This window comes from Bradyrhizobium sp. USDA 4461, assembly GCF_054055655.1.
Genome location: NZ_JBSRXM010000001.1, coordinates 1,107,597 through 1,133,982, shown reverse-complemented (window position 1 = coordinate 1,133,982; position 26,386 = coordinate 1,107,597). Strand labels below are relative to the sequence as shown.

The 26,386-nt window shown below is 65.2% G+C and carries 22 protein-coding genes; 19 read left to right on the top strand and 3 right to left on the bottom strand.

Annotated features, from left to right (window positions below; genetic code table 11):
- Positions 1 to 10 precede the first annotated feature (10 nt).
- From ACVINW_RS05395 to ACVINW_RS05375, 5 genes are all read left to right on the top strand, one after another.
- Complete coding sequence (locus ACVINW_RS05395) at positions 11 to 817, top strand: MBL fold metallo-hydrolase (protein WP_456750341.1); 807 nt, start codon at positions 11 to 13, stop codon at positions 815 to 817.
- Positions 818 to 902: 85 nt separating this feature from the next.
- Positions 903 to 2,768, top strand: coding sequence for a molecular chaperone HtpG (gene htpG, locus ACVINW_RS05390; RefSeq protein ID WP_456750340.1), 1,866 nt, complete (start codon positions 903 to 905; stop codon positions 2,766 to 2,768).
- 238 nt (positions 2,769 to 3,006) lie between these two features.
- Complete coding sequence (gene zigA / locus ACVINW_RS05385) at positions 3,007 to 4,212, top strand: zinc metallochaperone GTPase ZigA (RefSeq protein WP_456750339.1); 1,206 nt, start codon at positions 3,007 to 3,009, stop codon at positions 4,210 to 4,212.
- Positions 4,213 to 4,482: 270 nt separating this feature from the next.
- The gene (locus ACVINW_RS05380; protein WP_456756305.1) at positions 4,483 to 5,814 is read left to right on the top strand and encodes an IS1182 family transposase; all 1,332 of its coding nucleotides are present in this window, start codon (positions 4,483 to 4,485) and stop codon (positions 5,812 to 5,814) included.
- Positions 5,815 to 6,019: 205 nt separating this feature from the next.
- Positions 6,020 to 7,168 carry a DUF3095 domain-containing protein gene (locus ACVINW_RS05375; RefSeq protein ID WP_456750338.1) on the top strand — a complete coding sequence of 383 codons (1,149 nt, stop codon included), beginning with the start codon at positions 6,020 to 6,022 and terminating at the stop codon, positions 7,166 to 7,168.
- 51 nt (positions 7,169 to 7,219) lie between these two features.
- Here the strand turns inward: ACVINW_RS05375 and ACVINW_RS05370 are convergent, their stop codons facing one another.
- From ACVINW_RS05370 to ACVINW_RS05360, 3 genes are all read right to left on the bottom strand, one after another.
- Positions 7,220 to 7,663, bottom strand: a complete 444-nt coding sequence (locus ACVINW_RS05370; RefSeq protein ID WP_456750337.1) for a DUF2147 domain-containing protein — start codon at positions 7,661 to 7,663, stop codon at positions 7,220 to 7,222.
- Positions 7,664 to 7,806: 143 nt separating this feature from the next.
- Positions 7,807 to 9,192: an MATE family efflux transporter gene (locus ACVINW_RS05365; RefSeq protein WP_456750336.1), complete on the bottom strand. Its 1,386-nt coding sequence runs from the start codon at positions 9,190 to 9,192 to the stop codon at positions 7,807 to 7,809.
- A gap of 135 nt (positions 9,193 to 9,327) precedes the next feature.
- Positions 9,328 to 9,858 carry a GNAT family N-acetyltransferase gene (locus tag ACVINW_RS05360; RefSeq protein WP_456750335.1) on the bottom strand — a complete coding sequence of 177 codons (531 nt, stop codon included), beginning with the start codon at positions 9,856 to 9,858 and terminating at the stop codon, positions 9,328 to 9,330.
- Between the two features lie 150 nt (positions 9,859 to 10,008).
- Between ACVINW_RS05360 and ACVINW_RS05355 the strand changes: the two genes are divergently transcribed.
- From ACVINW_RS05355 to ACVINW_RS05290, 14 genes are all read left to right on the top strand, one after another.
- Positions 10,009 to 10,608, top strand: coding sequence for a superoxide dismutase (locus ACVINW_RS05355; protein WP_163152911.1), 600 nt, complete (start codon positions 10,009 to 10,011; stop codon positions 10,606 to 10,608).
- Positions 10,609 to 10,813: 205 nt separating this feature from the next.
- On the top strand, positions 10,814 to 11,200 hold the full coding sequence (gene crcB / locus ACVINW_RS05350) for a fluoride efflux transporter CrcB (protein ID WP_456756304.1): 387 nt from the start codon (positions 10,814 to 10,816) through the stop codon (positions 11,198 to 11,200).
- A 1,104-nt stretch (positions 11,201 to 12,304) separates the two neighbouring features.
- The gene (gene tolQ, locus ACVINW_RS05345) at positions 12,305 to 13,018 is read left to right on the top strand and encodes a protein TolQ (protein WP_456750334.1); all 714 of its coding nucleotides are present in this window, start codon (positions 12,305 to 12,307) and stop codon (positions 13,016 to 13,018) included.
- A gap of 43 nt (positions 13,019 to 13,061) precedes the next feature.
- Positions 13,062 to 13,529, top strand: a complete 468-nt coding sequence (locus ACVINW_RS05340; RefSeq protein ID WP_028340645.1) for a biopolymer transporter ExbD — start codon at positions 13,062 to 13,064, stop codon at positions 13,527 to 13,529.
- A gap of 36 nt (positions 13,530 to 13,565) precedes the next feature.
- A complete protein-coding gene (locus tag ACVINW_RS05335) occupies positions 13,566 to 14,501 on the top strand; it encodes a protein TolA (protein ID WP_456750333.1) in 936 nt (311 codons plus the stop codon).
- A gap of 73 nt (positions 14,502 to 14,574) precedes the next feature.
- Complete coding sequence (gene tolB / locus ACVINW_RS05330; protein WP_456750332.1) at positions 14,575 to 15,918, top strand: Tol-Pal system beta propeller repeat protein TolB; 1,344 nt, start codon at positions 14,575 to 14,577, stop codon at positions 15,916 to 15,918.
- A 182-nt stretch (positions 15,919 to 16,100) separates the two neighbouring features.
- Positions 16,101 to 18,425, top strand: coding sequence for an EAL domain-containing protein (locus tag ACVINW_RS05325; RefSeq protein WP_456750331.1), 2,325 nt, complete (start codon positions 16,101 to 16,103; stop codon positions 18,423 to 18,425).
- A 172-nt stretch (positions 18,426 to 18,597) separates the two neighbouring features.
- Complete coding sequence (locus ACVINW_RS05320) at positions 18,598 to 19,332, top strand: N-acyl amino acid synthase FeeM domain-containing protein (RefSeq protein ID WP_456750330.1); 735 nt, start codon at positions 18,598 to 18,600, stop codon at positions 19,330 to 19,332.
- 271 nt (positions 19,333 to 19,603) lie between these two features.
- Entirely contained in the window at positions 19,604 to 20,086 is a 483-nt protein-coding gene (gene pal, locus ACVINW_RS05315; protein WP_456750329.1) for a peptidoglycan-associated lipoprotein Pal, read from the top strand.
- A gap of 253 nt (positions 20,087 to 20,339) precedes the next feature.
- A complete protein-coding gene (gene ybgF, locus ACVINW_RS05310; protein ID WP_456750328.1) occupies positions 20,340 to 21,362 on the top strand; it encodes a tol-pal system protein YbgF in 1,023 nt (340 codons plus the stop codon).
- Positions 21,363 to 21,412: 50 nt separating this feature from the next.
- The gene (gene tilS / locus ACVINW_RS05305) at positions 21,413 to 22,447 is read left to right on the top strand and encodes a tRNA lysidine(34) synthetase TilS (RefSeq protein WP_456750327.1); all 1,035 of its coding nucleotides are present in this window, start codon (positions 21,413 to 21,415) and stop codon (positions 22,445 to 22,447) included.
- 257 nt (positions 22,448 to 22,704) lie between these two features.
- Entirely contained in the window at positions 22,705 to 24,627 is a 1,923-nt protein-coding gene (gene ftsH, locus ACVINW_RS05300; protein ID WP_456750326.1) for an ATP-dependent zinc metalloprotease FtsH, read from the top strand.
- A gap of 12 nt (positions 24,628 to 24,639) precedes the next feature.
- Positions 24,640 to 25,053, top strand: coding sequence for a DUF3052 domain-containing protein (locus ACVINW_RS05295; protein ID WP_456750325.1), 414 nt, complete (start codon positions 24,640 to 24,642; stop codon positions 25,051 to 25,053).
- Positions 25,054 to 25,173: 120 nt separating this feature from the next.
- Positions 25,174 to 26,373: an ABC transporter substrate-binding protein gene (locus ACVINW_RS05290; protein ID WP_456750324.1), complete on the top strand. Its 1,200-nt coding sequence runs from the start codon at positions 25,174 to 25,176 to the stop codon at positions 26,371 to 26,373.
- Positions 26,374 to 26,386 lie beyond the last annotated feature (13 nt).

The following is a 26,386-nucleotide window of genomic DNA, read 5'->3' as shown; positions in this document are numbered from 1 at the left end:
ACGATCGACCATGCCCCTCTGGACCTGCGAACAATGCGGCGCGCAGTTTCCCGAAACCGCGGCGCCGCCGCCGGCTTGCCCGATCTGCGAAGACGAGCGGCAATATGTGAACTGGAAAGGGCAGACGTGGCTGACCCGCGAGGAGCTCGCGCAGCGGCACAAGCTGGCCTGGCGCGACGATCTCGGCCTCGTTGGACTGGCGCTCGAGCCGTCCTTTGCGATCGGGCAGCGCGCGCTGCTGGTGCCGGATCGCGGCGGCTGCGTGATGTGGGACTGCGTGCCGCTGGCCACGGCCGAGGCGATCGCGCATGTCAAATCGCTCGGCGGCCTGAAGGCGATCGCGATCTCGCATCCGCATTATTATGGCGCGGTCGCCGACTGGAGCGCGGCGTTCGACGACGCGCCGGTCTATCTGCACGGCGACGACGCGCAATGGGTGATGCGGCCCTATCGGTCGATCGTGCCGTGGCAGGGCGACAGCCACCGCGTCTCCGACGATATTGTGCTGCTGCGCGCCGGCGGACACTTCGCCGGCGCCACCATGCTGCATTGGCGCAACGGCGCCGACGGGCGCGGTGCGCTGCTCACCGGCGATATCGCGATGGTCGCGATGGACCGCCGCTCGGTCAGCTTCATGTATTCCTATCCGAACTACATCCCGCTCAATGCGTCGGCGGTCCGCCGCATCGCGCGGGCGGTCGAACCGCTGGCGTATGATCGGATCTACGGCGCCTGGTGGGGCAAGAACATCGCTGCCGATGCCAAGGCGGCGTTCGACCGTTCGGTCGAGCGCTATATCGCCGCGATCTCGGACTGACGGTTCCCCGCGCTCGGCTTGCCAGCCGGCATGATCGCGCTATATCAGGGCTTTCCCGCCACCCGAGGTTTGTCCGAGTTTCCGCATGACCAGCACTGCCGCCGCCGAATCCCAGCCGTTCCAGGCCGAGGTTGCCGAATTGCTGCACCTGATGGTGCATTCGGTCTATTCCGAGACCGATATCTTCCTGCGCGAATTGATCTCGAACGCGTCGGATGCCTGCGACAAGCTGCGCTACGAGGCGATCGCCAATCCCGGCCTGATCACCGACGGCACGCCGCCGGAGATCCGGATCATTCCGAACAAGACGGCCAACACGCTCTCCGTGGTCGATACCGGCATCGGCATGGATCGGACCGAGCTGATCGACAATCTCGGCACCATCGCGCGCTCCGGCACCAAATCGTTCCTGTCGAAGCTGACCGAAGCCAAGGACGGCGCCAATCTGATCGGCCAGTTCGGCGTCGGCTTCTATGCCGCGTTCATGGTCGCCGAGAAGATCGTCGTGACCAGCCGCCGCGCCGGCTCCGATGAGGTGTGGGTGTGGTCGTCGGAAGGCGGCAGCGGGTTCGAGATCGCCCCCGCCAGCGAGGAAGCGGCCAAGCGGGTCGCGCGCGGCACCGAGATCGTGCTGCATCTGAAAAAGGACGCCGCCAAATATCTCGAGGCTTACGAGATCGAGCGCATCGTCCGCGAATATTCCGACAACATCCAGTTCCCGATCCTGCTGGTGCCGGAGGAGGGCGAGCCGCGCCAGATCAACTCGGCGAGCGCGCTGTGGCAGCGCTCGAAATCCGAGCTCAAGCCGGAAGACTATGCGCAGGCCTACAAACAGATCGCGGGCGCCTTCGACGAGCCGGCGATGACGCTGCATTACCGCGCCGAGGGCCGGCAGTCCTATGCCGTGCTGCTGTTCGCGCCGTCGCAGAAGCCGTTCGACCTGTTCCAGGTCGAGCGCAAGGGCAAGGTCAAGCTCTATGTCCGCCGCGTCTTCATCGCCGACGACGCCGAGCTGCTGCCGGCCTATTTGCGCTTCATCCGCGGCGTGATCGACAGCGAGGACCTGCCGCTCAACATCTCGCGCGAGATGTTGCAGAACAATCCGCAGCTCGCGCAGATCCGCAAAGCGGTCACCGGTCGCGTCGTCGGCGAGCTCGAGACGCTCGGCGAAAAGGAGCCGGAGACGTTTGCAAAGATCTGGGACGCGTTCGGCCCGGTCATCAAGGAAGGACTGTGGGAAGACTTCGAGCGCCGCGAGAAGCTGCTGGCGCTGGCGCGCTTCACCACGACCTCGGGCGAGAACCGCTCGCTGAAGCAAATTGTCGACGACTTCAAGCCGAACCAGACCGAGATCTACTATCTGGTCGGCGACAGCATCGAGCGGCTGAAGTCGAACCCGAAGCTGGAATCGGCGCGCGCCCGCGGCATCGAGGTGCTGCTCCTGACCGATCCGGTCGATGCGTTCTGGACCTCGGCGCCGATCGATTTCGGCGGCAAGCCGCTGAAGTCGCTGAGCCAGGGCGATATCGACTTCGGCCTGATCCCGCTCGTCGACGACAAGGCCGATGAGAAAAAGGACCAGCCCGAGGCCGATGCCGCAACCACCATCGCGGTGATCAAGGATGCGCTCGGCGAGCGCGTATCCGATGTCCGCGCCTCGCAGCGGCTGACCGCGAGCGCATCGTGCCTCGTCGCCGGCGGCGACGCACGCGACCGCGCGCTGGAGCGGCTGCTGGCCCAGCAGAATCGCGGCGCGATCACCAAGCCGGTGCTGGAGATCAACCTGCGGCATCCGCTGGTCGCGGCGCTCGCGACCGACACCGCGCAGGCCAGGGACCTGTCGCTGCTGCTGTTCGAGCAGGCGCAGATCCTCGACGGCGAGATGCCCGACGATCCCGCCGCGTTCGCCGGTCGTATCAACCAGCTCGTGCTGCGCGGATTGGCGAAGTAGGGGCAACCGTAGCCCGGATGGAGCGAAGCGCAATCCGGGTCGATCGGCGGATCGTGCGGCCCCGGATTGCGCTGCGCTCCATCCGGGCTACGCATCTGTGACAACGGCAAAGCTGATCGCGCGCCGCACTTCGGCGCTTGACAAGCGCTACGGCTGTTGATGTTATGTTATAACATTACATTAAGCGAATGCCGCATGTCCCGCCGCCGTCCATCCCTCCAGCAACTGTTTGATCTCGATGCAAAAACTCCCCGTCACCATCTTGTCCGGCTTCCTCGGGGCTGGAAAGACCACTTTGCTGAACCACGTCCTGAACAACCGCCACGGCCTGAAGGTTGCGGTAATTGTGAACGACATGAGCGAGGTGAACATCGACGCCGACCTCGTGCGCGATGGCGGTGCGAACCTGTCGCGGACTGACGAGAAGCTGGTCGAGATGAGCAATGGCTGCATCTGCTGCACCCTGCGCGACGATCTCCTGAAGGAGGTGCGCGCGCTCGCCGAGAGCGGCCGCTTCGACTATCTGCTGATCGAATCGACCGGGATCTCCGAGCCGCTGCCGGTCGCCGCGACCTTCGAGTTTCGCGATCAAGACGGCGAGAGCCTGTCCGACGTCGCGCGGCTCGACACCATGGTCACGGTGGTCGACGCCGCCAATCTGCTGAAGGACTACGCCTCGACCGATTTCCTCAGCCAGCGCGGCGAGGCGCTCGATGGCGACCGGCGCACGCTGGTCGACCTTCTGGTCGAGCAGATCGAGTTCGCCGACGTTGTCGTGCTGAACAAGATCGACGCCGCGACGCCTGCGCAGCGCGAAGCCGCCCGCACCATCGTGCGCGCGCTCAATCCCGAGGCCGACCTCGTCGAGGCGAATTTCGCGCAGGTGCCGTTCGACCGCGTGCTCGATACCGGCCGCTTCGCCTATGAGCGCGCGCAGCAGCATCCGCTCTGGCACAAGGAGCTGTACGGCTTTGCCGAGCATGTGCCGGAGACGGAGCAATACGGCGTCACGAGCTTCGTCTATCGCGCGCGGCGCCCGTTCGATCCGGTGCGCTTCCACAGCTTCCTGCGCGAGAGCTGGGGCGGGGTGATCCGCGCCAAGGGCCATTTCTGGATCGCGACGCGCCCGGACTGGTGCGGCGAGCTGAGCCAGGCCGGCGCCATCGTCCGCACCGAAGGCCTCGGCTCCTGGTGGGCGGCGATCCCGCGCGAGCGCTGGCCGGATCATCCGGACTGGAAGCTGATGATGCAGCGAAGCTGGAACGAGCTCTATGGCGATCGGCGCCAGGAGCTGGTCTTCATCGGCTCCGGGATGAACGAGGACGACATTCGCCGTCGTCTCGACGCCTGCCTCGTCAGCGGCAAACCGGGCATGGACCCGCAGGCCTGGGCAGGATTGCGCGATCCGTTTCCGCCGTGGCGACGGGCCGGCGAGGCGGCGTGAGGTCGCCGCATCTCTCCATCTCCGTCATCCCCGCGCAAAGGCTTCGCCTTTGTCGCTGGAGGAGCGCGAAGCGCGTCTCGAAGGATGAACCGGCCCCGGATATCTTCACGGGGCACCGTCCGTTCGTGGGGCAGTCGGGCCGTCGACCCTTCGAGACGCGCGCCTAGGCGCGCTCCTCAGAGGGTGTGATTTTTTTGGGGTTTCAGCGAGCATTATAGCCGAAAGCCGGCGCGGTGTGATTCTCTGGCGATGATGGATTCGCGGGAGGTGATGTTGGCTGCCGATGAGTTGTTTGGGGACCTGCCGGAGCAGGCGAAGCCACCAGTCGAAGCGGGCTTGCCCGGCGCTCCGCGGCTGCGTGAGCCCCAGCGCGACCAGATTGCGCTGCGAGCGGTTGATATTGAGAGCCTGATCGGGGAAGACCATCCGGTGCGGCTGATCTGGTCTTATGTCGAAGAGCTTGATCTGAGTGAGTTGGAGGACCGGATCAAGGCTCGCGGCGATCGTCCCGGTCACCCCGCGACCTCGCCCCGGCTTTTGCTGGCGCTGTGGCTCTATGCCGCCAGCGAAGGCGTTGGCAGCGCGCGGGCGTTGGAGCGGCTGTGCGAGAGCCACGATGCCTATCGCTGGCTGTGCGGCGGGGTGTCGGTGAACTATCACCTGCTGGCGGACTTCCGGGTCGGCAACGCCGATCTGCTTGACCGACTGCTCAGTGAGCATCTGGCAGCGTTGGCAAAGGCCGGTCTCGTCGATCTGGAGACCTTGGCGCAGGATGGCATGCGGGTCCGGGCCAGCGCCGGGGCCGCCTCGTTCCGGCGCGAGGCGACGCTGGATAAGCATTTGGCGCAGGCTGAGGCCGTGGTGGAAGACCTCAAGCGCGAGGTCGACACACGCTCGGACGCCAGCAATAAGCGTGCCCGGGCAGCCAAGGAGCGGGCCGCGCGGGAACGCAGCGCGCGGGTGAAGGCGGCGCAGACGGCGCTCGCCGAGATCAAGCAGCAGCGCAAGGAGCGCGAAGAAAGTCGCGGCAACGGCAAGACGCCGAAGGAGCCGCGGGCCTCCACGACGGACGCCTATGCACGGGTCATGAAGATGGCGAACGGCGGCTTCCGCCCCGCCTACAACGTGCAGGTGACGAGCGTGGCCGGCGAGCAGATCGTCGTCGACACCAGAATTTGCAACATCGGATCCGATCGCGGCCTGATGCGCCCCATGCTGGAGCGGCAGCGTGCGCGGCCCGGAGGGTTGCCCAAGGACCATCTCGTCGATGGCGGCTTTGGCAGTGCCGAGGACATCGAATGGGCCTATGCCGAGGGCATCGATATCTTTTGTCCGCCCACTCAATCCAAGCACGGTACCGATCCCTATCTACCGCGGCGCGGCGACGGTCCGGGGGTGTTGGCCTGGCGTGCGCGAATGGCGAGCGAAGAGGGCAAGGCCCGATACAGGTCCCGGTCGATCTGCGAGTGCATCCATGCCCGCTGGCGCAATTGGGACCTGCGGCAATTGACCGTGCGCGGCATCGAAAAGGTCCGTGCCGTCGTGCTCTGGTACGCCCTCGTCAACAACATCCTGCAAGGCAACCGCCTCTCCAGAGCCTAAACAACGGGTCATCGCCGAACTCGAACTCAAACCTGCCAATTGCTGCGACGAACAGCCGCCAAAAACTCCGCAGGAGCCGAATCCGTCACAAGCTCTCAGGGTGACGGTGAACAGAGGGCGCGGGCTTCGCTGCAAAACCCGATCTAAAACTGTCGCGTATCTGCTACAGAGTCTGCTCTGGGCAAGGAAACAACACGGCGTTGCGATGGCTGGCGGCAGCGAGATCTTCTACGGCGGCATTCCGGTGTTTCGCGGCTTCGCGCGGCTGATGGATCCGGCGCTGTATGCGCCATTGCCCGATGACTGGACGGTCGGCGTCGCCGATATTGTGGAGTCCACCAAGGCGATCGCGGCGCAGCGCTACAAGGCGGTCAACATGGCCGGTGCCGCGGTGGTCGCTTCCGTCACCAATGCGCTCGATGGCCGCGAATTCCCCTTCGTGTTCGGCGGTGATGGCGCAAGCTTCGCGGTCTCTCCTGCCGATCTCGACAAAGCGCGAGAGGCGCTGGCGGCGACCGCGCGCTGGGTTCGCGACGATCTCGATCTGGTGCTGCGGGTGGCGCTGGTGCCGGTGGCCGCGATCCGCGCCGCGGGCGCCGATGTCCGCGTCGCGCGGTTCGGGCCGTCGGCCAATCTGTCCTACGCGATGTTCTCCGGCGGCGGTCTCGCCTATGCCGACGCCGCGATGAAGCGCGGCGAGTTCGCGGTCGATCCGGCGCCGCCGGGCACGCAGCCCGATCTGTCGGGCCTGTCCTGCCGCTTCGAGGTGATGCCGTCCGCGCGCGGCGTCATCCTCTCGGTGCTGGTGCTGCCGGCGAAGGACGCCGATCCCGCAGCCTTCCGCAAGGTGATCGAGGACATCGTCGTCCGCATCGAGAGAAGCCCCGATGCCGGCCGGCCGGTGCCGCCGGGCGGCCCGCCGCTGCGCTGGCCGCCGCAGGGGATGGAGTACGAGGCGCGGGCGCGGCGCGGAGGCTCGCTCGCGCTGCGCCGTGCCACGGTGCTCGCGTTTGCGCTGTGGGCCTACACGCTGATGCGCTTCAATATCCCGGTCGGCAAGTTCGTGCCGAAAAACTACGTGCGGCAACTGGTCGAGAACTCCGACTTCCGCAAATTCGACGACGGCCTGCGCATGATCCTGGATTGCACGCCGGAGCTTGCCGCCGAGCTCGAGCAGCGGCTGGTCGCCGCCGCCGCGCAGGGCGTGGTGCGCTACGGCCTGCACGAGCAGGATGCGGCGATGATGACCTGCTTCACCCCGTCGGTGATGCGCGCCGACCACGTCCACTTCATCGACGGCGCACGCGGCGGCTACGCCTCGGCCGCGACCGTGCTGAAGGCGCGCGTGGCGTAGATTCGCGGGAGAGGGGACGCAGTCGCTTTGCTGTCAGAGTTCGGTCAGAGATTATTTCCCGACCCGCGTCCAGGTCTCGCCGCCGCACAGCGCGCCGACGCAGCCTTCGACGCGCAGCGTGCTCTCGCCGGTCACCGAGATGCTGCTCGCATAGGTGCCGCCGTCGTCGGCATTGTAGATATGGCCCGACCATTTGCCCGCGGCCGCGGGCTGCATGCCGGAGAACAGCGGCAGCCCGATGATCGGCCGGTTGGCCAGCGAGGGATTGGGATTCTTGTTGTCGACCTGCGGCTTGCCGGTCATCGGATCGATCGGCTCGCGCAGGCTCACCACCACGCCGCAGATGCCGCCGCCGCATTTGCTGATCTTGACGCGGGCATCGCCCGCCTGGGTCTGCCAGACGCCGACAGGCTCGGGCGCGCCCTGCGCCTGCGCGGCGGGCGCGGCGAGTGCCGTCGCGATGATGGCGATCACGAATCCGAGTTTGCAGGCCATGGCTGTTCCCTAGAGGTTGGCCTGCATAACAAGTCGAAAGATTTCTGCAATGTCATATTCGCGCGATCAGGCGCACGGTACCCGGAAAAATTTTGTTGCCTGTTTCGGCGGCGGTCATGCTCAGGCAACGCGCGTGGCGGTGCTTATCCCCAGCGGGTCAACCGGATCGAGATGATGGTGGCGAGACCGAATGCCACCATCGCAGCGCCAACCAGCGCAAACAGCGTCCAGGCCGGTGCGCTCACGGAGGCGAGCCACCAGCCCCCGATGCCGACCAGCAGCAGGCGGATGGTGCCGGCCAGCACCGGTCCGCCGACCTTGGCCGCGCCCTGCGAGGAAAAATACAGGCAGACGCCGACACCGAAGAAGCCGAAGGCCGGACCCGCCAGCGCGAAATAGGACGAGGCGGCCGCAGTCACGCCGGGATCGGTGGTGAACAGCGCAATCCACAGCGTCGGCTTCAGTGCGACCACAAGTCCGACCAGCCCGACGACAAGTCCGGCGACTGTGCCCGCAGTCCACGCCACCTTGCGCGCCCGCGTCACCAGTCCGGCACCAATCGCCATGCCGACCATCGGCACCGAGGCGACGCCGACCGCGAATGCGATCGGGATCAGCAGGAATTCCAGCCGCGAGCCCATGCCATATCCGGCCAGGGTCTCGGTGCCGAAGCCGGCCAGGATCTTGGTGAAGATCAGGATGGTCAGCACGCTCTGCAACGGCGACAGACAGGAGATCGCGCCGACCTTCAGGATGTCCAGGAACATCGCGCGCTGGAAGCTGAACGCCGCGAAGTCGAGCTTCAGCCGGCTGCGGCCGGAGGCGAGATACCAGGCGAGGAAGATCGCACCGCATGTGAAGGCCGTGAGCTGGCCCGCGGCGACGCCGCGCATGCCTAGGCCTGGCATACCGAACAGGCCGAGACCGAGCACACCGCCGACCGCGATCTGGATCAGCGACGTCGTGATCAGCGTCATCGAGGGAATCCGCATGTCGCCGGTGCCACGCACCACGGAGGCGAGCGTGTTGACCAGCCAGATCGAGGTCGCGCCGGAGAACAGCACCTGCGAGTAGCGCATCGACTGCTCGAGCACGCCGCCGCGACCACCAAGCAGCGCATAGAAATCGCGGCCGAAGCCCAGCATCATCACGGTGAAGAACAATCCGGCGCAGGCCCCGATGATCGCCGCATGCAGCGCGAGGTCGGCGGCACGGTCGCGGTCGCCGGCGCCGAGCGCGCGGCTGATCGCCGACGAGACGCCGCCCCCCATCGCACCGGCCGACATCATCTGCGTCAGCATCGCGAACGGAAACACCAGCGCGATACCGGCCAGCGGCTCGGTGCCGAGCCGGCCGATATAGGAGGTTTCGGCGACCGCAACCAGCGTCGAACCGAACATCGCGATGGTGTTGGGGAGGGCGAGCCTGAGCAGCGTCGGCAGGATCGGCGCCGTGAGAAGGTCGTTGATCGGCGTGGCGGGCGCAGCCGCGGTGGGGTTGGCGTCCTCGATCGAGGCTTCGATGGTCATGCGTTCACGGCTCACTTCGCAAGCGGGAAAGGGGCGCACTGCAATTCGACGCCGGTGGACCAGGCTCGTTCAAGAAATGATGGTCAACATGTTACGAGGTTGAGCTGCCCCTCGCCACCCGCGCTCGCGCAGGGGTCACCACGGCAGGCCGCATAGGTCGATCTTGCCCTGGCGCGGCGCGCGGACGATGTCGTTGACGAACGGCGCCATCGCCTCGAAGCGGACCTGTCCCGACGGCTGTTCGCACATGATCTCGCCGGTGAAGGGATGCCAGCCGCGCGCCTGGTAGAATGCGAAATTGTGCGGTTCGCAGAATAAGATTGCAAATTTCACCGCATCATTGGCACGAATCGTGTGCACGGCGGCGTCGAGCGCGAGTGACGCATAGCCGCGGCGTCGGCAGTCCTCGCGGGTCGAGACTCCGCCGATGCCGCCGACATGCACCTTGTGGCCATTCCAGGTGATGGTCCGGAAATAGATACCGACATGGCAGGCCAACCCGCCGTCATCGGGTGCGTCGAGCAGCACGCGCAAATCCGCGTGAGCCCATTTGATACCGGCCCAGCCCTTGTTCGCCATGACCTCAGGGCTCCAGACCGCCCGAAGCAGCGGCTCGGCGCGCTGCCATGACGCAGCTCCGTTGAGAATGTCGATTTCGATGCTCATCGTCGCCGTCCTGGGTGTCGCCTTGGGTCTGCTTCGGGCCGTGCCGATCTGTCATACACGATCTGAAAATGCGGTGTTTCTCCGTCGTGGAACCTTCTATAAGGGGGACCCGTTAAGTGTAGTCTCCCACCCTCTGTTGGACATTACCCCATGACCTTCACGCTACCCGATCTGCCCTACGCCCACGACGCCCTTGCGCCCTACATGTCCAAGGAAACGCTGGAGTTTCACCACGACAAGCATCACCAGGCCTACGTCACCAACGGCAACAACGCGATCAAGGGGACCGAATTCGAAGGCAAGTCCCTCGAGGAGATCGTGAAGGGCTCGTTCGGCAAGAACGCGGCCGTCTTCAACAATGCCGGTCAGCACTACAACCACATCCACTTCTGGAAGTGGATGAAACCGAATGGCGGCGGCAGCAAGCTGCCCGGCCGGCTGGAAAAGAAGATCAACGAGGACCTCGGCGGCTTCGAGAAGTTCAAGGCCGACTTCGCCGCCGCCGGCGTCGGCCAGTTCGGCTCCGGCTGGGCCTGGCTGCAAGTCAAGGGCGGCAAGCTCGAGATCGCCAAGACCCCGAACGGCGAGAACCCGCTGGTTCACGGCGCGGTGCCGATCCTCGGCGTCGACGTCTGGGAGCACTCCTACTACATCGACTACCGCAACCGCCGCCCGGACTATCTGAAGGCGTTCGTCGACAGCCTCGTCAACTGGGACTACGTCGACGAGCTGTTCGGCAAGGCCGGCTGAGCATAGTGGCCGTCATTCCGGGGCGACGCGCAGCGTCGAGCCCGGAATCCATCGAGCCGCGGGTTCGGTGGATGAATGGATTCCGGGTTCGGTCCTGCGGACCGCCCCGGAATGACAAACGAGAGTTTTTGAGACGGGCGGCAGCATCAATTGCCGCCCTTTTTGTTTCCTTGCGACAACGGCCGCCATGCGGCACAAAGCCCGCATGGGGCAACTGGCAAGCTATCTCCTCGTCTTCTTCGGCGGCGGTCTCGGCGCGACGCTGCGCCACCTGATCAACGTCACCTGCGCGCGCTGCATCGGCACGGCGTTTCCCTACGGCACCTTCATCATCAACATCACGGGCTCGACCGTGATGGGCCTGATCGCCGGCTATCTCGCCTTCAAGGGCGAGGCCTCGCAGCCCTGGCGGCTGTTTTTGATGACCGGCATCCTCGGCGGCTACACCACCTTCTCCGCGTTCTCGCTCGACGCCGCGCTGCTCTACGAGCGCGGCGAGCTCGGCCTTGCCGCGCTGTACGTCGTGGGCTCGGTGGCGCTGTCGATCGCGGGATTGTTCGCCGGGCTCGCGATCGTGCGGCATCTGACGTGAGTCGAAAATCCTTCACCCGTCATTCCGGGGCGCGCCCCTTGGCGCGAACCCGGAATCCATTTCTCCTCGCTTGATGTGGCTCAATGGATTCCGGGTTCTCGCTTCGCGAGCCCCGGAATGACGGGGATGGAGGGGCGGCCCATACATCTGATTTGCCCGACGGCGCAAGCCCCCGCAGCGAAAATATTTCGCTTTATCCGAAGCGCGACTCAGTGCTATAAATCCGAAGTCTCGCCCGATCGAGGGGCGCTTCGCGGTCGTCACGAACGCGGGTCGAGATGCGGTGGACGCTGATTGCGCAACTGACGAGTGCGCATGAGGCGGACGGCGAAGTCGTGCAGGCCTGACGCCCTAGCGGTAGGTGTCTCTTCCGATTGCGCAAATGCGCGTTGTGAAGACGGTGACAACAAAGCCAAGTCTCGCCGGGGAGAGCACGTATAAGCCGTAACCCATCGCGCAGGGAAAGCCGGATTGCTCCGGTTACACCTGTGGTCCTACCCCCGTGCTTTCTACCCATTGCACGGGGCCCATGGGTGCGATCGGCACCCGGCTTTCCCTGCGCCCTCACCAACGGAGAGGGCGGAACGAGAAGCAAGACTCGGACAAATCATGTCGCGAGAACGCGAAGCTGTATCCCATCCTCATTGTCGTCCTGGCGAAAGCCAGGACCCATTACCCCGAATGCGCATTGTTGCACGACGCTGGGGCCGCGATCCCGTTCATCACCGAACGTGGTGGTTATGGGTCCTGGCTTTCGCCAGGACGACGCGCGGGAGGAGCCGTCCGCTACCCTCCCTCCGGCGGCATCCCATTCATCTCCGGAACCCGCCAACCGGCTCCGCCGGCGGCATTTCCCGCCTTCAAATTTCCCTTTGGTAACCTCGCCTTAACCATGATTAGCGTTTGGTTAGGGTCGGAATGCCGCGTGAAAAGCCCTCGTTTTGACATGTTGGCAGGGGAAGCAGGGCCCGGCTTTGGACGGGCCCCCCATGCGACAGATGTAAGAGGCTCTCGCGCAGTTTTGCCGCGCGGGGCGCGGCCGTGGAAGGGATGCCGATTGGCGGCCCGCCGAATTGGGACACTTGCGTTGAGAGGATATTGCCGATGAATCCCGCCGACGTGGCTCAATCTAGTCTGCCACTGGCATCGAGCGATGTGTCGCTCATCGCGTTGTTTTGGCAGGCTCATTGGGTCGTCAAATGCGTGATGCTGGGACTTCTGTCCTGCTCGGTCTGGGTCTGGGCGATCGCGATCGACAAGGTCCTGCTGTACGCCCGCACCAAGCGGGCAATGGACAAGTTCGAGCAGGCCTTCTGGTCCGGCCAGTCGATCGAGGAACTCTACCGGGCGCTCTCGGCCAAGCCGACCCAGTCGATGGCGGCCTGTTTCGTGGCGGCGATGCGGGAGTGGAAGCGCTCCTTCGAGAGCCAATCGAGGTCCTTTGCCGGCCTGCAGGCCCGAATCGAGAAGGTCATGAACGTCTCGATCGCCCGGGAGGTGGAGCGGCTGGAACGCCGGCTCCTGGTGCTGGCGACTGTCGGCTCGGCCGGCCCCTTTGTCGGCCTGTTCGGCACCGTCTGGGGCATCATGTCGAGCTTCCAGTCGATCGCGGCCTCGAAAAACACCTCCTTGGCGGTGGTGGCGCCCGGCATCGCGGAAGCGCTGTTTGCCACCGCAATCGGCCTGATTGCCGCAATTCCGGCGACTATTTTCTACAATAAGTTCACCTCGGAGGTGAACCGGCAGGCCGCCCGCCTGGAGGGGTTCGCCGACGAGTTCTCCGCCATCCTGTCGCGTCAGATCGACGAGCGGGGCTGAGATCAATGATGGTCACGATGATCACTCTTGTGAGCGCACGATCATGGCGATGAGCATGGCAGGGTCCGGCGGTGGTGGCAGACGCCGCCGCGGGCGCAAGCCGGTCATGGCCGAGATCAACGTCACGCCGATGGTCGACGTGATGCTGGTGCTCTTGATCATCTTCATGGTCGCGGCGCCGCTGATGACGTCGAACATCGACATCGACCTGCCGGTCGCGAGCGGCGGCAAGTCGATCTCGTCGAACCAGCCCCCGCTGACATTGTCGGTCAAGCGCACCGGCGGCGGCTGCAACTCGAATGTCGAGCTCTATCTGGGCGACGCGCCGGTCACGGCCGCCGATTTCCCGGCCAAGATCAAGGCGATCGGCGACGCACGCTCGGATGCCGAAAAAGTGGTCTACCTGCGTGGCGACAAGGACGTCTGTTACACGGATATGATGAAATTGCTCGGCGAGGTCCGGGCCGCGGGATTCAAGGCGAATATCGTCATCATCCCGGAGGGTGGCTAACGACCATGTGCGGCAAGAGGCACGGGGAAGCCTGATTTGAAGGTCAAGGTCGACAAGACTCTGGCGGCATCGATTGTCCTGCACGTCCTCGTGATCGGGTGGGGCCTCGTGTCGTTTTCGACCCGGGCGTATGTGATGCCGGAAGAGGAATCGGTCGCCGTCGACGTGATCTCCTCCGACCAGCTCTCGCATGTGATGTCCGGCCAGAAGGACGGCAAGAAGGAGAATCCCAAGCCGCTGGTCGACAAGGTCGCCGAGGCCAAGCCGGTCGACGACATGGTCGGCAAGGTCGAGGAAAAGAAACCGCCGGTCGTGACCGAAACCGCGCCGCAGCCGACACCGAAGGTGGAGAAGCCGGAAGACAAGAAGCCGGATCCGCCGAAGAAGGTCGAGAACAAGCCGAAGGAAGAGCCGAAGCCGGTCGAGAAGAAGCCCGATCCGGAGAAGCCCGACCCGATCGCGGAAGCGATCAAGAAGGAAGAGAAGAAGCCGCCGCCGAAGCCGGTTCAGCAGGCCGCCAAGCCGCCGCCGGAGCAGAAGCCGAAGGATCGCGTGTTCGACCAGAGCAAGATCGCAGCGCTGCTCGACAAGCGCGACCCGACGCGCGCCGCGGCGACCGGCGATGCGCTCAATGCCAACGCCGCGCTCGGCACGGCGAAGGGCAAGGCTGCGGACAACTCCGCGACCTGGGGCGCGATGTTCCGGCAGCAGGTCGAACGGTGCTGGAAGAACAAGCCCTACGGCAGCATCGAGGAGCAGCGGACCCAGGTGGTGATCGACGTCGATCTGAAGCGCGACGGCACGCTGGCGCGCATGCCGGTCGCGGAAGGCTCGCCGAGCACGCCCTACATGCGCGTCTATCAGGAGAGCGCCTTGCGCGCGATCATCGCATGCCAGCCCTACAACCTGCCCGCGGGCTGGTTCGACGAATGGAAGGCATTCGCACCGGTGTTCAAAGAGAATAATACTTGAGATCAGACGCGACGCTTTGGCCAATAGCAGACAAAGTCCACCGACAATGACCGATAACAATGATTTGCGTGCAATGATGTTTCGCCTCGATCGACGACAGATGATTTCCGGCATGGCCGCGCTTGGTGCGCTCGCGGCGGCGCCGCTCCGTCAAGCCTTCGGACAGGAAGGCGGGCGCAAACAGATTCCGGTCCCGGGCGGCGAGTTCGCGCCGGTGCCGATCGCGATCCCGAATTTTTCGGCCGGCACGCCCGGCGACACCGAAGTCGGCGTCGGCGTCGCGCAGGTCATCACCAACAATCTGAAGCGCAGCGGCTTGTTTGCGCCGATCGATCAGTCGGCCTATCTCGAAAAGCAGGTCAACATCGACGCGCCGCCGAACCTGAACAACTGGGCCAGCATCAAGGCGCAGGCGCTCGTGGTCGGGCGCATGACCCGGCAGGGCAACGGCCGGGTGAAGGCGGAATTCCGGCTCTGGGACGTCGGCACGGGGCAGCAGCTCGCCGGCCAGTCCTACGACACCTCGGCCGAATACTGGCGGCGCATCGCCCACATCATCTCCGACCAGATCTACGAGCGCATGACCGGCGAGAAGGGCTATTTCGATACCCGCGTCGTGTTCGTCGACGAGAGCGGCTCCGCGGACCGCCGCGTCAAGCGCCTCGCACTGATGGACCAGGACGGCGCCAATGTGCGCTATCTGACCCGCGGCTCGGACCTCGTGCTGACGCCGCGCTTCTCGCCGTCGACCCAGGAAATCACCTATATGGAGTTCGGGCAGGGCGACCCGCGCGTCTATCTGCTCAACATCGAGACCGGCCAGCGCGAGATCGTCGGCAACTTCCCCGGCATGTCGTTCTCGCCGCGCTTCTCGCCCGATGGCCAGCGCGTCATCATGAGCCTGCAGCAGGGCGGCAACTCCAATCTGTTCGTGATGGATCTGCGCTCGAAGTCGATGACGCGGCTGACCGACACGCCGGCGATCGACACCTCGCCGTCCTACGCGCCTGACGGCACGCGGCTCTGCTTCGAATCCGACCGCGGCGGCAAGCCGCAGATCTACGTGATGCCGGCAACCGGCGGCGCCGCGCAGCGCATCTCGTTCGGCGACGGCACCTATTCGACGCCGGTGTGGTCGCCGCGCGGCGACTACATCGCGTTCACCAAGCAGGGCGGCGGGCAGTTCGCGATCGGCATCATGAAGCCGGACGGCTCCGGCGAGCGCATCCTGACCTCGGGCTTCCACAATGAAGGCCCGACCTTTGCGCCGAACGGGCGCGTCGTGATGTTCTTCCGCGATCCCGGCGGCAACAGCGGCCCGTCGCTGTTCACCATCGACGTCTCCGGGCGCAACGAATTGCGGGTGCCGACCCCGGGATTCGCCTCCGACCCGGCCTGGTCGCCGCTGTTGTCGTGAGTCATGCAGGGCTGCCCCGAGGAACCTTTGGGCGACCGGCAGTTCTTACCTAGCGCATTGTTTCTTATTGTGAATCCCGGTAGCCGATCGGCTACGGCAACGACTCGCTAACGATGTTCCCTCAGAAAGACTTCACCTGCCATCGGTAAGAGTGCGAGCTGAAAAGGACGCGCGCTCTCACAATGCAGTTTGCAAGTCAGACGGGAGACCCGGACCAGTCAATGTCGCCGACGATCTCCGCGGCGCTGGTCGATTCCCTGTTCATGAACCCCGCGCCCATGATCTTCGGCGCCTTCGGCCCCGCCATTGCGGGCGCCGTGATTGCGTTCGTCACCGGCAATCTGTTGTCCTGGCTGTGCGTGCCGCTGTTCATCGTGGTGGGCCTGGCGCGCGCGTGGCAGATGTACCGCTACCAGCAGCGCAATTCCCGGCTCACCATCGAGGAGTCCGTGACCTGGGAGAAGCGCTACCGGATCGGCAGCCTCGCCTACGGCATTGCGCTCGGCCTGTGGGGCGCCGCCGTCCTGGTCACGACCAACGATGCCGCCGCCCACATGCTCTGCGTGACCACGGTTGTCGCCTACACCTCGGCGGGGGTCGGTCGCACCTTCGGCCGGCCGCAGATCTTCCATCTGCATCTGTTGATGTCGATCGGTCCCCTGATCGCCGGGCTGATGTATGTCGGCGGTCCCTATCACATCGCGCTTGCGCTGCTCAGCCTGGTGTTCTTCAGCGCCATCCGCCACCTCACCACGAGCCTGCAGCGCATCTACGTCAATGCCTGGATCGCCAAGGAGCGGGAGGCGGCGCTGGCGGGCCAGTTCGACACCGCGCTCAACAACATGCCGCACGGCCTGTGCATGTTCTCGGCCGACGGACGCCTTGCGGTGATGAACCACCGCTTCATCGAGATGATGGAGCTGTCGGAGGACTTCGTGCAGCGCGGCGCCAGCGCGACCGATATCTGCAATGCCTGCGTGCTGTCCGGCGCGATCTCGGCCGCCGCCGCGCACCAGATCCTCTACGAGATCGAGAGTTCGCAGCGCGGCGACATCGTCACCAGCGACCCCGATCCGGCGCAGAACCGGTCGCTCGACTGGACGTTCCAGCCGATGGCCGGCGGCGGCACGGTGGTGCTGGTCGAGGATATCACCGAGCGCAAGGACGCCGAGGCCCGGATCAGCCATCTCGCGCGCTACGACGAGCTCACCGCGCTGCCCAACCGCGTCAATTTCCGCGACGAGATCGGCCGGCTGCTCGCCATGCAGCACGGCGAGCATCGCTCCGCATTGCTGTTCGTCGACCTCGACCAGTTCAAGCAGGTCAACGACACGCTCGGCCATCCCTGCGGCGACCAGTTGCTTTGCGCGGTCGCCGAACGGCTGCGCGAGATGCTGCGGCCGGAGGATTTCGTGGCACGGTTCGGCGGCGACGAGTTCGTCGTGTTCCAGCAGAACATCCACTCGCATGAGGACGCCGCCGCGCTGGCGCGGCGCATCGTCGACCGGCTCAGCGAGCGCTACAAGATCGACAACCATCTGGTCGAGATCGGCGCCAGCGTCGGCATCGCGATGACGGCGCCCGGGGTCGGCGCCGACACGCTGTTGAAGAACGCCGACATGGCGCTCTACCGCGCCAAGGCCGACGGCCGCGGCACCTTCTGCTTCTTCCGCGACGAGATGGCGCAAACCGTCGAGGCCCGCCGCATCCTCGAGCTCGACCTGCGCAAGGCGCTGGCCAACGAGGAATTCGAGCTGTTCTATCAACCGCTGATCAACCTGAAGTCCGGCAAGGTCTCGACCTGCGAGGCGCTGCTGCGCTGGAACCACCCGGCGCGCGGCACGGTCTCTCCGGTCGACATCATTCCGGTCGCCGAGGACATGGGCCTGATCGTCGATCTCGGCCGCTGGATCCTGCGCAAGGCCTGCATGGAATGCATGAAGTGGCCCGAGGCGGTCAGCGTCGCGGTCAACTTCTCGCCGCAGCAGTTCCATCAGCGCGACGTGCTGAGCGAGGTTCGTTACGCGCTCGAGGTTTCCGGCCTGCCGGCGCACCGGCTGGAGATCGAGATCACCGAATCCTCGCTGCTGCACAATACCGAGCTGACCCACGATGTCCTCTCGCAGCTGCGCTCGCTCGGCGTGCGGATCTCGCTGGACGATTTCGGCACCGGCTATTCGTCGCTCAGCTACCTGCACAATTTCCCGCTGCAGAAGGTCAAGATCGACCGCTCCTTCCTCGAAGGCATCGACAGCGATCGCCCGCTGACCCTGCTGCGCGGGGTGGCGCGGCTGTCGGCCGATCTCGGCATGTCGGTCGTGGTCGAGGGCATCGAGACCAACGAGCAGCTCGAGCTGATCAGCGCCGACGGCGCGGTGACCGAAGCACAGGGATACCTGTTCAGCCGGCCGGTTCCCGCGGTGCGCATCCGCCAGCTGCTCAACGCCTCCCACGGCCGGCGGGCCGACGAGCAGCTGCATGTGGTTCCCTCGCGCTCGATTGCTTGATCCAGCGCAACAACTCAATCGATAGTTGTGGCGACTCTCTACTGCACGAGATGAAGTGCACTGTTGCGGTCAGAGGTTAACCGTATTGCTGCGATTGCTTTGACGAAAATTAAGAAGCTGTTAATCTTTTGGCACGCGCGTTGAAGTTGTTGGGTTGTTCAGGGAGTACCAAATGAGGTCCGCGGCCGAAGCCATCAAGCCCGCGACAGGAAGGCTTGCGGACCCTCTCGATCAAGTCGACTACCGCCTCGCTCAGACCCCGGAACAGAAAGACGAGATCTACCGGCTCCGCTATCGCGCCTATCTGCGCGAAGGCGCGATCCGGCCTTCGGCCGACGAGCGCGTTGTCGATGCGTTCGACGATGCGCCGAATGCCTGGGTGTTCGGCGTCTACCTGCAAGGCGAGCTCTGCAGCTCGATCCGCATCACCGTGGCGACGCCGGAGTGGCGCTCCTCGCCGACGATCGAGGTGTTCGGCGACGTGCTGCTGCCGAAGCTCGACCAGGGTCTCGTCTTCATCGATTCGACGCGCTTCGTGGCGGATCCCGACAAGGCGCGGAACAATCCCGAACTGCCCTATGTCACGGTGCGGCTCGGCTCGACCGCGGGCGTGCATTTCAATGCCGATTACGGCTTAGCGCCGGTCCGGCCGGAGCACATGGCGTTCTATCGGCGCGTGTTCCTGCACGAGACCTGGTCGGAGCCGCGGCTCTATCCCGGCCTCGTCAAGCCGGTCGGCTTGATGGCGTCGCATCTGCCGACGGTGCGGGAGCGCGTGCTTGCCCGCTATCCGTTCCTGCGCTCGAGTGCCTTCGAGCGGCGGATGCTGTTCGACCGGGAGGGCCAGCTGCAGCCCGACGGGTTTGTCCGGCCGTTCGAGCGTGCCTCGATCGTGCCGAATCCCTGAGAAAACCGGCGTTCTGATCGATCTGGCGCTGACCACCTGTTGCGCGCAGGTCAAATTGCCCTGCAAAAGCGGCCGGTTCCGGCGAACCTTGCCTTCCCTTCACCATCGCGCCACATTTGCCACCCATTAACCATCGGGGGCGCTTTTCGCCATTGCCTGGCATTTGATGGGGTCCAGCAAGGTCTCGTCAAGGTTGACGGAACGTTCGCTTAACCATCGCCCTGTAGACCGATTGGGTAGTACGAAGAGCGTGAGCGTGGAGGCTCCGGGAATGAATTATCTCCAGGGTATGAAGCTGGTTGCGGTTCTGGCGGTGGCGCTGTCGATGGGCGCCTGCGCCAACAAGAACCCGTTGGACGCCAATGGCGCAATCGGGGGCGCCGCGGCCCCGGGCAGCCAGCAGGATTTCGTGGTCAATGTCGGCGATCGCGTATTCTTCGAGAGCGATCAGACCGATCTCAGCCCGCAGGCGACGGCGACCCTCGACAAGCAGGCGCAGTGGCTGCAGACCTACAACCGCTATTCCTTCACCATCGAAGGTCATGCCGACGAGCGCGGCACGCGCGAATACAACATCGCGCTCGGTGCTCGCCGTGCCCAGTCGGTTCGCGCCTACCTCGCCTCGCGCGGCATCGATCCGAGCCGCATGCGCACCATCTCCTACGGCAAGGAGCGCCCGGTCGCGGTCTGTAACGACATCTCCTGCTGGTCGCAGAACCGCCGCGCCGTCACCGTGCTGAACGCCAGCTCCTGACGCGATCGCTGGATCGATTTTCCGAGCCGGCGCCTTCGGGCGCCGGCTTTGTTTTTGACCGCGCGAAAGCCTGGCACGCCGCCGTCATCAAGATGAACGAAGCTGCGCGCAATTGGCCGCTTGCTTGTTCCACCGTCCGTACTAAACCGGTATCTGCGACGCTGCGGCGGATTTGAACTGCCAGTCACAATTCCGGCGTACTCCGTCCCTCAATGTCGCTCGCTTTTCACGTCGATCTCGTCGTCAGGGCAAAATGTCATCCAGGCTTCATTTCCTTTCTTCCGCCGCGGCGATCGCGGCGCTGTTCGCCGTTTCCGCACCGGTGTTTGCCCAATCAGACGATTCCGATGCGGAGATGCGGATCGAGCGGCTCGAAAATCAGCTGCGACAGCTGACCGGCCAGAACGAGGAGCTACAATACCGCAACCGCCAGCTCGAGGAGCGGCTGCGTCAGCTTGGCGGCCAGCCGCCCGGCGCTCCCGGCCAGGCTCCGGCAGCCCAACCCAACGTCGCGGCGGTGCCGCCGGCGCAGCAGCCGCAGGCCTATCCGCAAGCTCAGCCCGGCTACGGCCAGCCGCAGCAGGGCTATGGCCGGCAGCCGCAGGGCGGCTATGAGCAGCAGCAGATCGCCGCGCCCGCGCCGATCGTGCAGGAGCCTGCGCCGGCAGCTTCGCCCGGCCGCCGCAGTCGCGGCGATGCCTTCGATCCGAGCCAGAACCCGAACGCCCCGGGTGCGCCGCGCGCCCTCGGTGGCGGCCAGATGCCGATGCCAGGCGATGGAGCGGTCGGTGCGCCCGGCGGCCGCGGGGCGGGCGAGCCGCTCGAACTCGGCAACACCAGCCCGCAGCGCGCCCCCGGCGCGAGCGCAGCGCTGACCACATTGCCGCCGTCGGCGACGTCGAAAGACGAGTTCGACCTCGGCATCGGCTACATGCAGCGCAAGGACTATGCGCTCGCCGAAGAGACCATGAAGAACTTCGCCCAGAAATATCCGAGCGATCCCTTGGTGGCGGACTCGCAATACTGGCTCGGCGAAAGCTATTTCCAGCGTCAGCAGTATCGCGACGCGGCGGAAACCTTCCTCGGCGTGACCACCAAATACGACAAGTCCGCGAAGGCCCCCGACGCCCTGCTGCGGCTCGGCCAGTCGCTGGCCGCGCTGAAGGAAAAGGAAGCCGCCTGCGCCGCGTTCGGCGAGATCACGCGGAAGTATCCGCGCGCCTCCGGCGGGGTCAAGGCTGCGGTTGACCGCGAGCAGAAGCGCGTGAAGTGCTAAACCGGCAAGGGAAGGCCGCTTCCGGCCTTTCCGCGAATGCTGGTCTTGCGATGCCTGACGACCAAACCGCCATCCGGGCCAAGGACGCCAAGCGCCTGTTCGCGGGCCTTGCGTCGGCGCCGGCGATCGTGCTCGCGGTGTCCGGCGGTCCCGATTCAGTCGCGCTGATGTGGCTCGTCGCGCGCTGGCGTCGCGCGCTGGCGCGAGGACCAAATCTGGTGGCGGTCACGGTCGATCACGGCCTGCGTCCGGAAGCGGCGCGCGAGGCGCGCGACGTCAAGCGCCTCGCGCGCAGCCTCGACCTGCCGCATCACACGCTTCGCTGGAACGGGCCGAAGCCCGCGACCGGCGTGCCCGCCGCAGCACGCGCGGCGCGCTATCGCCTGCTCGCGCAGGCCGCGCGCAAGCACGGCGCCACGCACATCCTGACCGCGCACACCCGTGACGACCAGGCCGAGACGCTGTTGATGCGGATGCTGCGCGGCAGCGGTGTCGCGGGCCTTGCGGCGATGGCGCGCGAGACCGAGCGCGACGGCATTGTGCTGACGCGGCCGCTGCTCGATGTCTCCAAGGCGCAATTGATTGCAACGCTGAACAAGGCGCGGATCGGCTTTGCCGACGATCCGACCAACCGCGATGTGTCCTTCACGCGGCCGCGGCTGCGCGCGCTGATGCCGCTGCTGGCGGAGGAGGGCGGTGACGCGCGGAACCTGGCACGGCTTGCGGCGCGGATCGCGCGCGCCAATGCCGCGTTGGAGGTGCTGGTCGACGGCGCCGAGCGCTATCTTGCGTTGAAAAGCGAGGATAACCTTGGTGCCGGTTTCGACGCTGCCCTGTTCGCGGTGATGCCCGACGAAATCCGTCTTCGCCTGCTGAAGCGCGCCATCGACCGCACCGGACATGAGGGGCCGGCCGAACTCGGCAAGGTCGAAACCCTGCTCGCGGCCGTCGATGAGGTGCTGGATGGGGCTTCGGGACAACGCGAATCCAGGCTGAAACAGACCCTTGCCGGAGCGGTCATCAGCGTCGCCTCCGGGCGCATCAGGATCAGCCCGGCGCCGCCCCGCCGGGCACGTTCCGGCTAGGCCGGGTTCGATTGGTTCAATCGCTGTCATAATCCGGCAAGGTGGCTTAACCACCCCGGAAAAACACCGGATTCTGCGTCATTTTTTGACCGGGAATCGGGCTAGGATGCGGTAAATAGTCGTGCGCAGTTCCCTTGGCATCGACCCCTGCGGCACCTAGATTGTATGCCATCACGGGATGGATTCCCTGGGGATTCCCACAGAGCCTGCCCAAGGATAGAGAGAGGCCGCGATCCGCGCGACCACGAAGGAAGACCATGAACGCCAATCTGCGGAATTTCGCCCTCTGGGTCATCATTGTCCTGCTGCTGCTGGCGTTGTTCACGCTTTTCCAGAATCCTGGCCAGCGCTCGTCGTCCTCGGAGATCTCGTTTTCGCAGCTTCTGACTGAAGTCGATCAGGGCCATGTCCGCGACGTCGTGATTCAGGGGCCGGATATTCACGGCACGTTCAACAACGGCACCAGCTTCCAGACCTACGCGCCGAGCGATCCGACGCTCGTGAAGCGGCTCTATGACGCCAAGGTGCAGATTTCCGCGAAGGCGCCCGGCGACAACGTGCCGTGGTTCGTCTCGCTTCTCGTCTCCTGGTTGCCGTTCATCGCGCTGATCGGCGTCTGGATCTTCCTGTCGCGACAGATGCAGGGCGGCGCCGGCAAGGCGATGGGCTTCGGCAAGTCGCGCGCCAAGATGCTGACCGAAGCGCATGGCCGCGTCACCTTCGAGGACGTCGCCGGCGTCGACGAGGCCAAGCAGGATTTGCAGGAGATCGTCGAGTTTCTCCGCGACCCCGGCAAGTTCCAGCGGCTCGGCGGACGGATTCCGCGCGGCGTGCTGCTGGTCGGTCCTCCCGGCACCGGCAAGACGCTGATCGCGCGCGCGGTGGCGGGCGAAGCCAATGTGCCGTTCTTCACCATCTCCGGTTCTGACTTCGTCGAAATGTTCGTCGGCGTCGGCGCGAGCCGCGTCCGCGACATGTTCGAGCAGGCCAAGAAGAACGCGCCCTGCATCATCTTCATCGACGAAATCGATGCGGTCGGCCGTCATCGCGGCGCCGGTCTCGGCGGCGGCAATGACGAGCGCGAGCAGACGCTGAACCAGCTGCTGGTCGAGATGGACGGCTTCGAGGCTAATGAAGGCGTGATCCTGATCGCGGCGACCAACCGTCCCGACGTGCTCGATCCCGCGCTGCTGCGTCCCGGCCGCTTCGACCGTCAGGTCGTGGTGCCGAATCCGGACGTCGTCGGCCGCGAGCAGATCCTCAAGGTGCACGTCCGCAAGGTGCCGCTGGCGCCGGATATCAACCTCAAGACCATCGCGCGCGGCACGCCGGGCTTCTCCGGAGCCGACCTGATGAACCTCGTCAACGAGGCTGCGCTGACCGCCGCCCGCCGCAACAAGCGGATGGTGACGCAGGCCGAGTTCGAAGAGGCCAAGGACAAGGTGATGATGGGTGCCGAGCGCAAGTCGCTTGTCATGACCGAGGAAGAGAAGCTGCTGACGGCCTATCACGAGGGCGGCCACGCCATTGTCGGCCTCAACGTCGTCGCCACCGATCCGATCCACAAGGCGACCATCATTCCGCGCGGCCGTGCGCTGGGCATGGTGATGCAGCTGCCGGAGCGCGACAAGCTGTCGATGTCGCTGGAGCAGATGACCTCGCGCCTCGCCATCATGATGGGTGGCCGCGTCGCCGAAGAGCTGATCTTCGGCCGCGAGAAGGTGACCTCGGGTGCCGCCTCCGACATCGAGCAGGCAACCCGCCTGGCCCGCATGATGGTGACGCGCTGGGGCCTCTCGGAAGAGCTCGGCACCGTCTCCTATGGCGAGAACCAGGACGAGGTGTTCCTCGGCATGTCGGTCTCGCGCACCCAGAACGCGTCCGAGGCGACCGTCCAGAAGATCGACTCCGAGATCAAGCGTCTGGTCGAGGAAGGCTACAAGGAAGCGACCCGCATCCTGACCGAGAAGCACGACGATCTCGAAGCCCTCGCCAAGGGTCTGCTCGAGTTCGAGACGCTGACCGGCGACGAGATCATCGACCTCCTGAAGGGCAAGAAGCCCAACCGCGAGTCGGTGCTGGAGCCGTCGACGCCGCGCGCCTCCGCCGTGCCGCCGGCCGGCAAGCCGCGCCCGCGTCCCGATCCGGACACCGGCCTGGAGCCGCAGCCGCAGGCGTAAGCCTCGCCAGCCATGGCCGGCTATTCCGGCAAACCGATTGTGCAAAAGCTCGGCCTCAAGCCGGGCTTTTGTATTTTTGTCGACGGCTTGTCCGTGCCCTATCGCGACATCGTCGGCGAGCTGCCCGCCGGCCTGACGATAGTGAACACCGCGGCGGCGCCGCTCGATGCCGTGCATGTGTTCGCCGCCGGGGCCAAGGGGCTTGCCGCCAAGCTGCGGCGCTACCGCAAGGCGATTGCGCCTGACGGCATGATCTGGGTGTCATGGCCGAAGAAGAGCTCAGGCGTCGCGACCGATCTCGACGACAGGGTCGTGCGCGAGGCCGGGCTCGCGTCCGGCCTGGTCGACATCAAGGTCTGCGCCGTCGATGCGACGTGGTCGGGACTGAAATTCGTGATCCCCGTCAAGGAGCGCGGCAAGCGCTGAGATCGGCGCCGCGAATCTGCTTGGCCTCGATTGCGGCGTCGTGGCATCCTCGCGCCAAGCCGTCAAACGGCATCGCCGCGTCGTCCTGGACGCGCGGCAGAAAAAGGGGAGGGGAGGCCGATGCGCAAGGCAGTCGGCGCGCTTGGCGCCATTTCGTTCCTGCTGTTGCCCGCCGTTTCGTTCGCCGCCGAGATGCGCGGCGTCACATCGACCGAAATCAGGATCGGCCAGACCATGCCCTATAGCGGGCCGGTGTCGGCGTTCGGTGCGCTCGGCAAGGGCGAGGCCGGCTATTTCAGGATGCTGAACGAGCGCGGCGGCATTAACGGGCGCAAGATCAACTTCATCTCGCTCGACGATTCCTACGCGCCGCCGAAGACGGTGGAGCAGACCCGCCGTCTCGTCGAGAGCGACGAGGTCGCGCTGATCTTCTCCTCGATCGGCACCGCGCACAACACCGCGATCGCAAAGTACCTGCAGGCCAAGAACATCCCGCAACTGTTCCTGGCCTCCGGCGCCTCGAAATTCGGCGACATCGCGCAATTCCCGCAGGCGATCATGGGCGTGCAGGCGCCGTTCCGCTACGAGGCGCGGCTCTACGCGCGCTATGCGCTGGCGAAGAATCCGAACGCGAAATTTGCCGTGATCTCGCAGAACGACGATTACGGCCGCGACTATCTCGCGGGCCTCAAGGACGTGCTCGGCGAGAAATATGATTCCGTCGTCACCGTTGCGACCTACGAGATAGCGGACCCGACTATCGACTCGCAGATCGTCAAGCTGAAGGCGACCAATGCCGACGTCTTCGTGATCGCGGCGACGCCGAAATTCGCGGCGCAGTCGATCCGCAAGGCCTATGAGATCGGCTGGCGGCCGATGACCTTCCTGTCCAACACCGCGGTGTGGATTTCGACCGTGATGCAGCCGGCCGGTTTGGAAGCCGGCACCGGCATCATCTCGACGGCCTATGTGAAGGATCCGGACGATCCGGCCTGGAAGAACGATCCCGGCATGAAGGGCTGGCGCGACTTCATGACCAGATATTTGCCCGACGGCGATCAGCACGACACCAACTACGTCAACGCCTACAACAGCGCGATGGCGCTGGAGGCCGTGCTGAAGGCCTGCGGCGACGATCTCTCGACCGAGAACATCCTGCGGCAGGCGTTCGCGATCAAGCAGCTGGAGCTGCCGATGCTGCTGCCGGGCATCAGGGTCAATACCTCGCCGTCCGACCACGTGCCGGTCGACCAGATGCAGCTGATGCGCTTCAACGGCAAGACCTGGGACCGGTTCGGCGAGTTGCAGACGGGGAATTAGGTCGAGATCGATG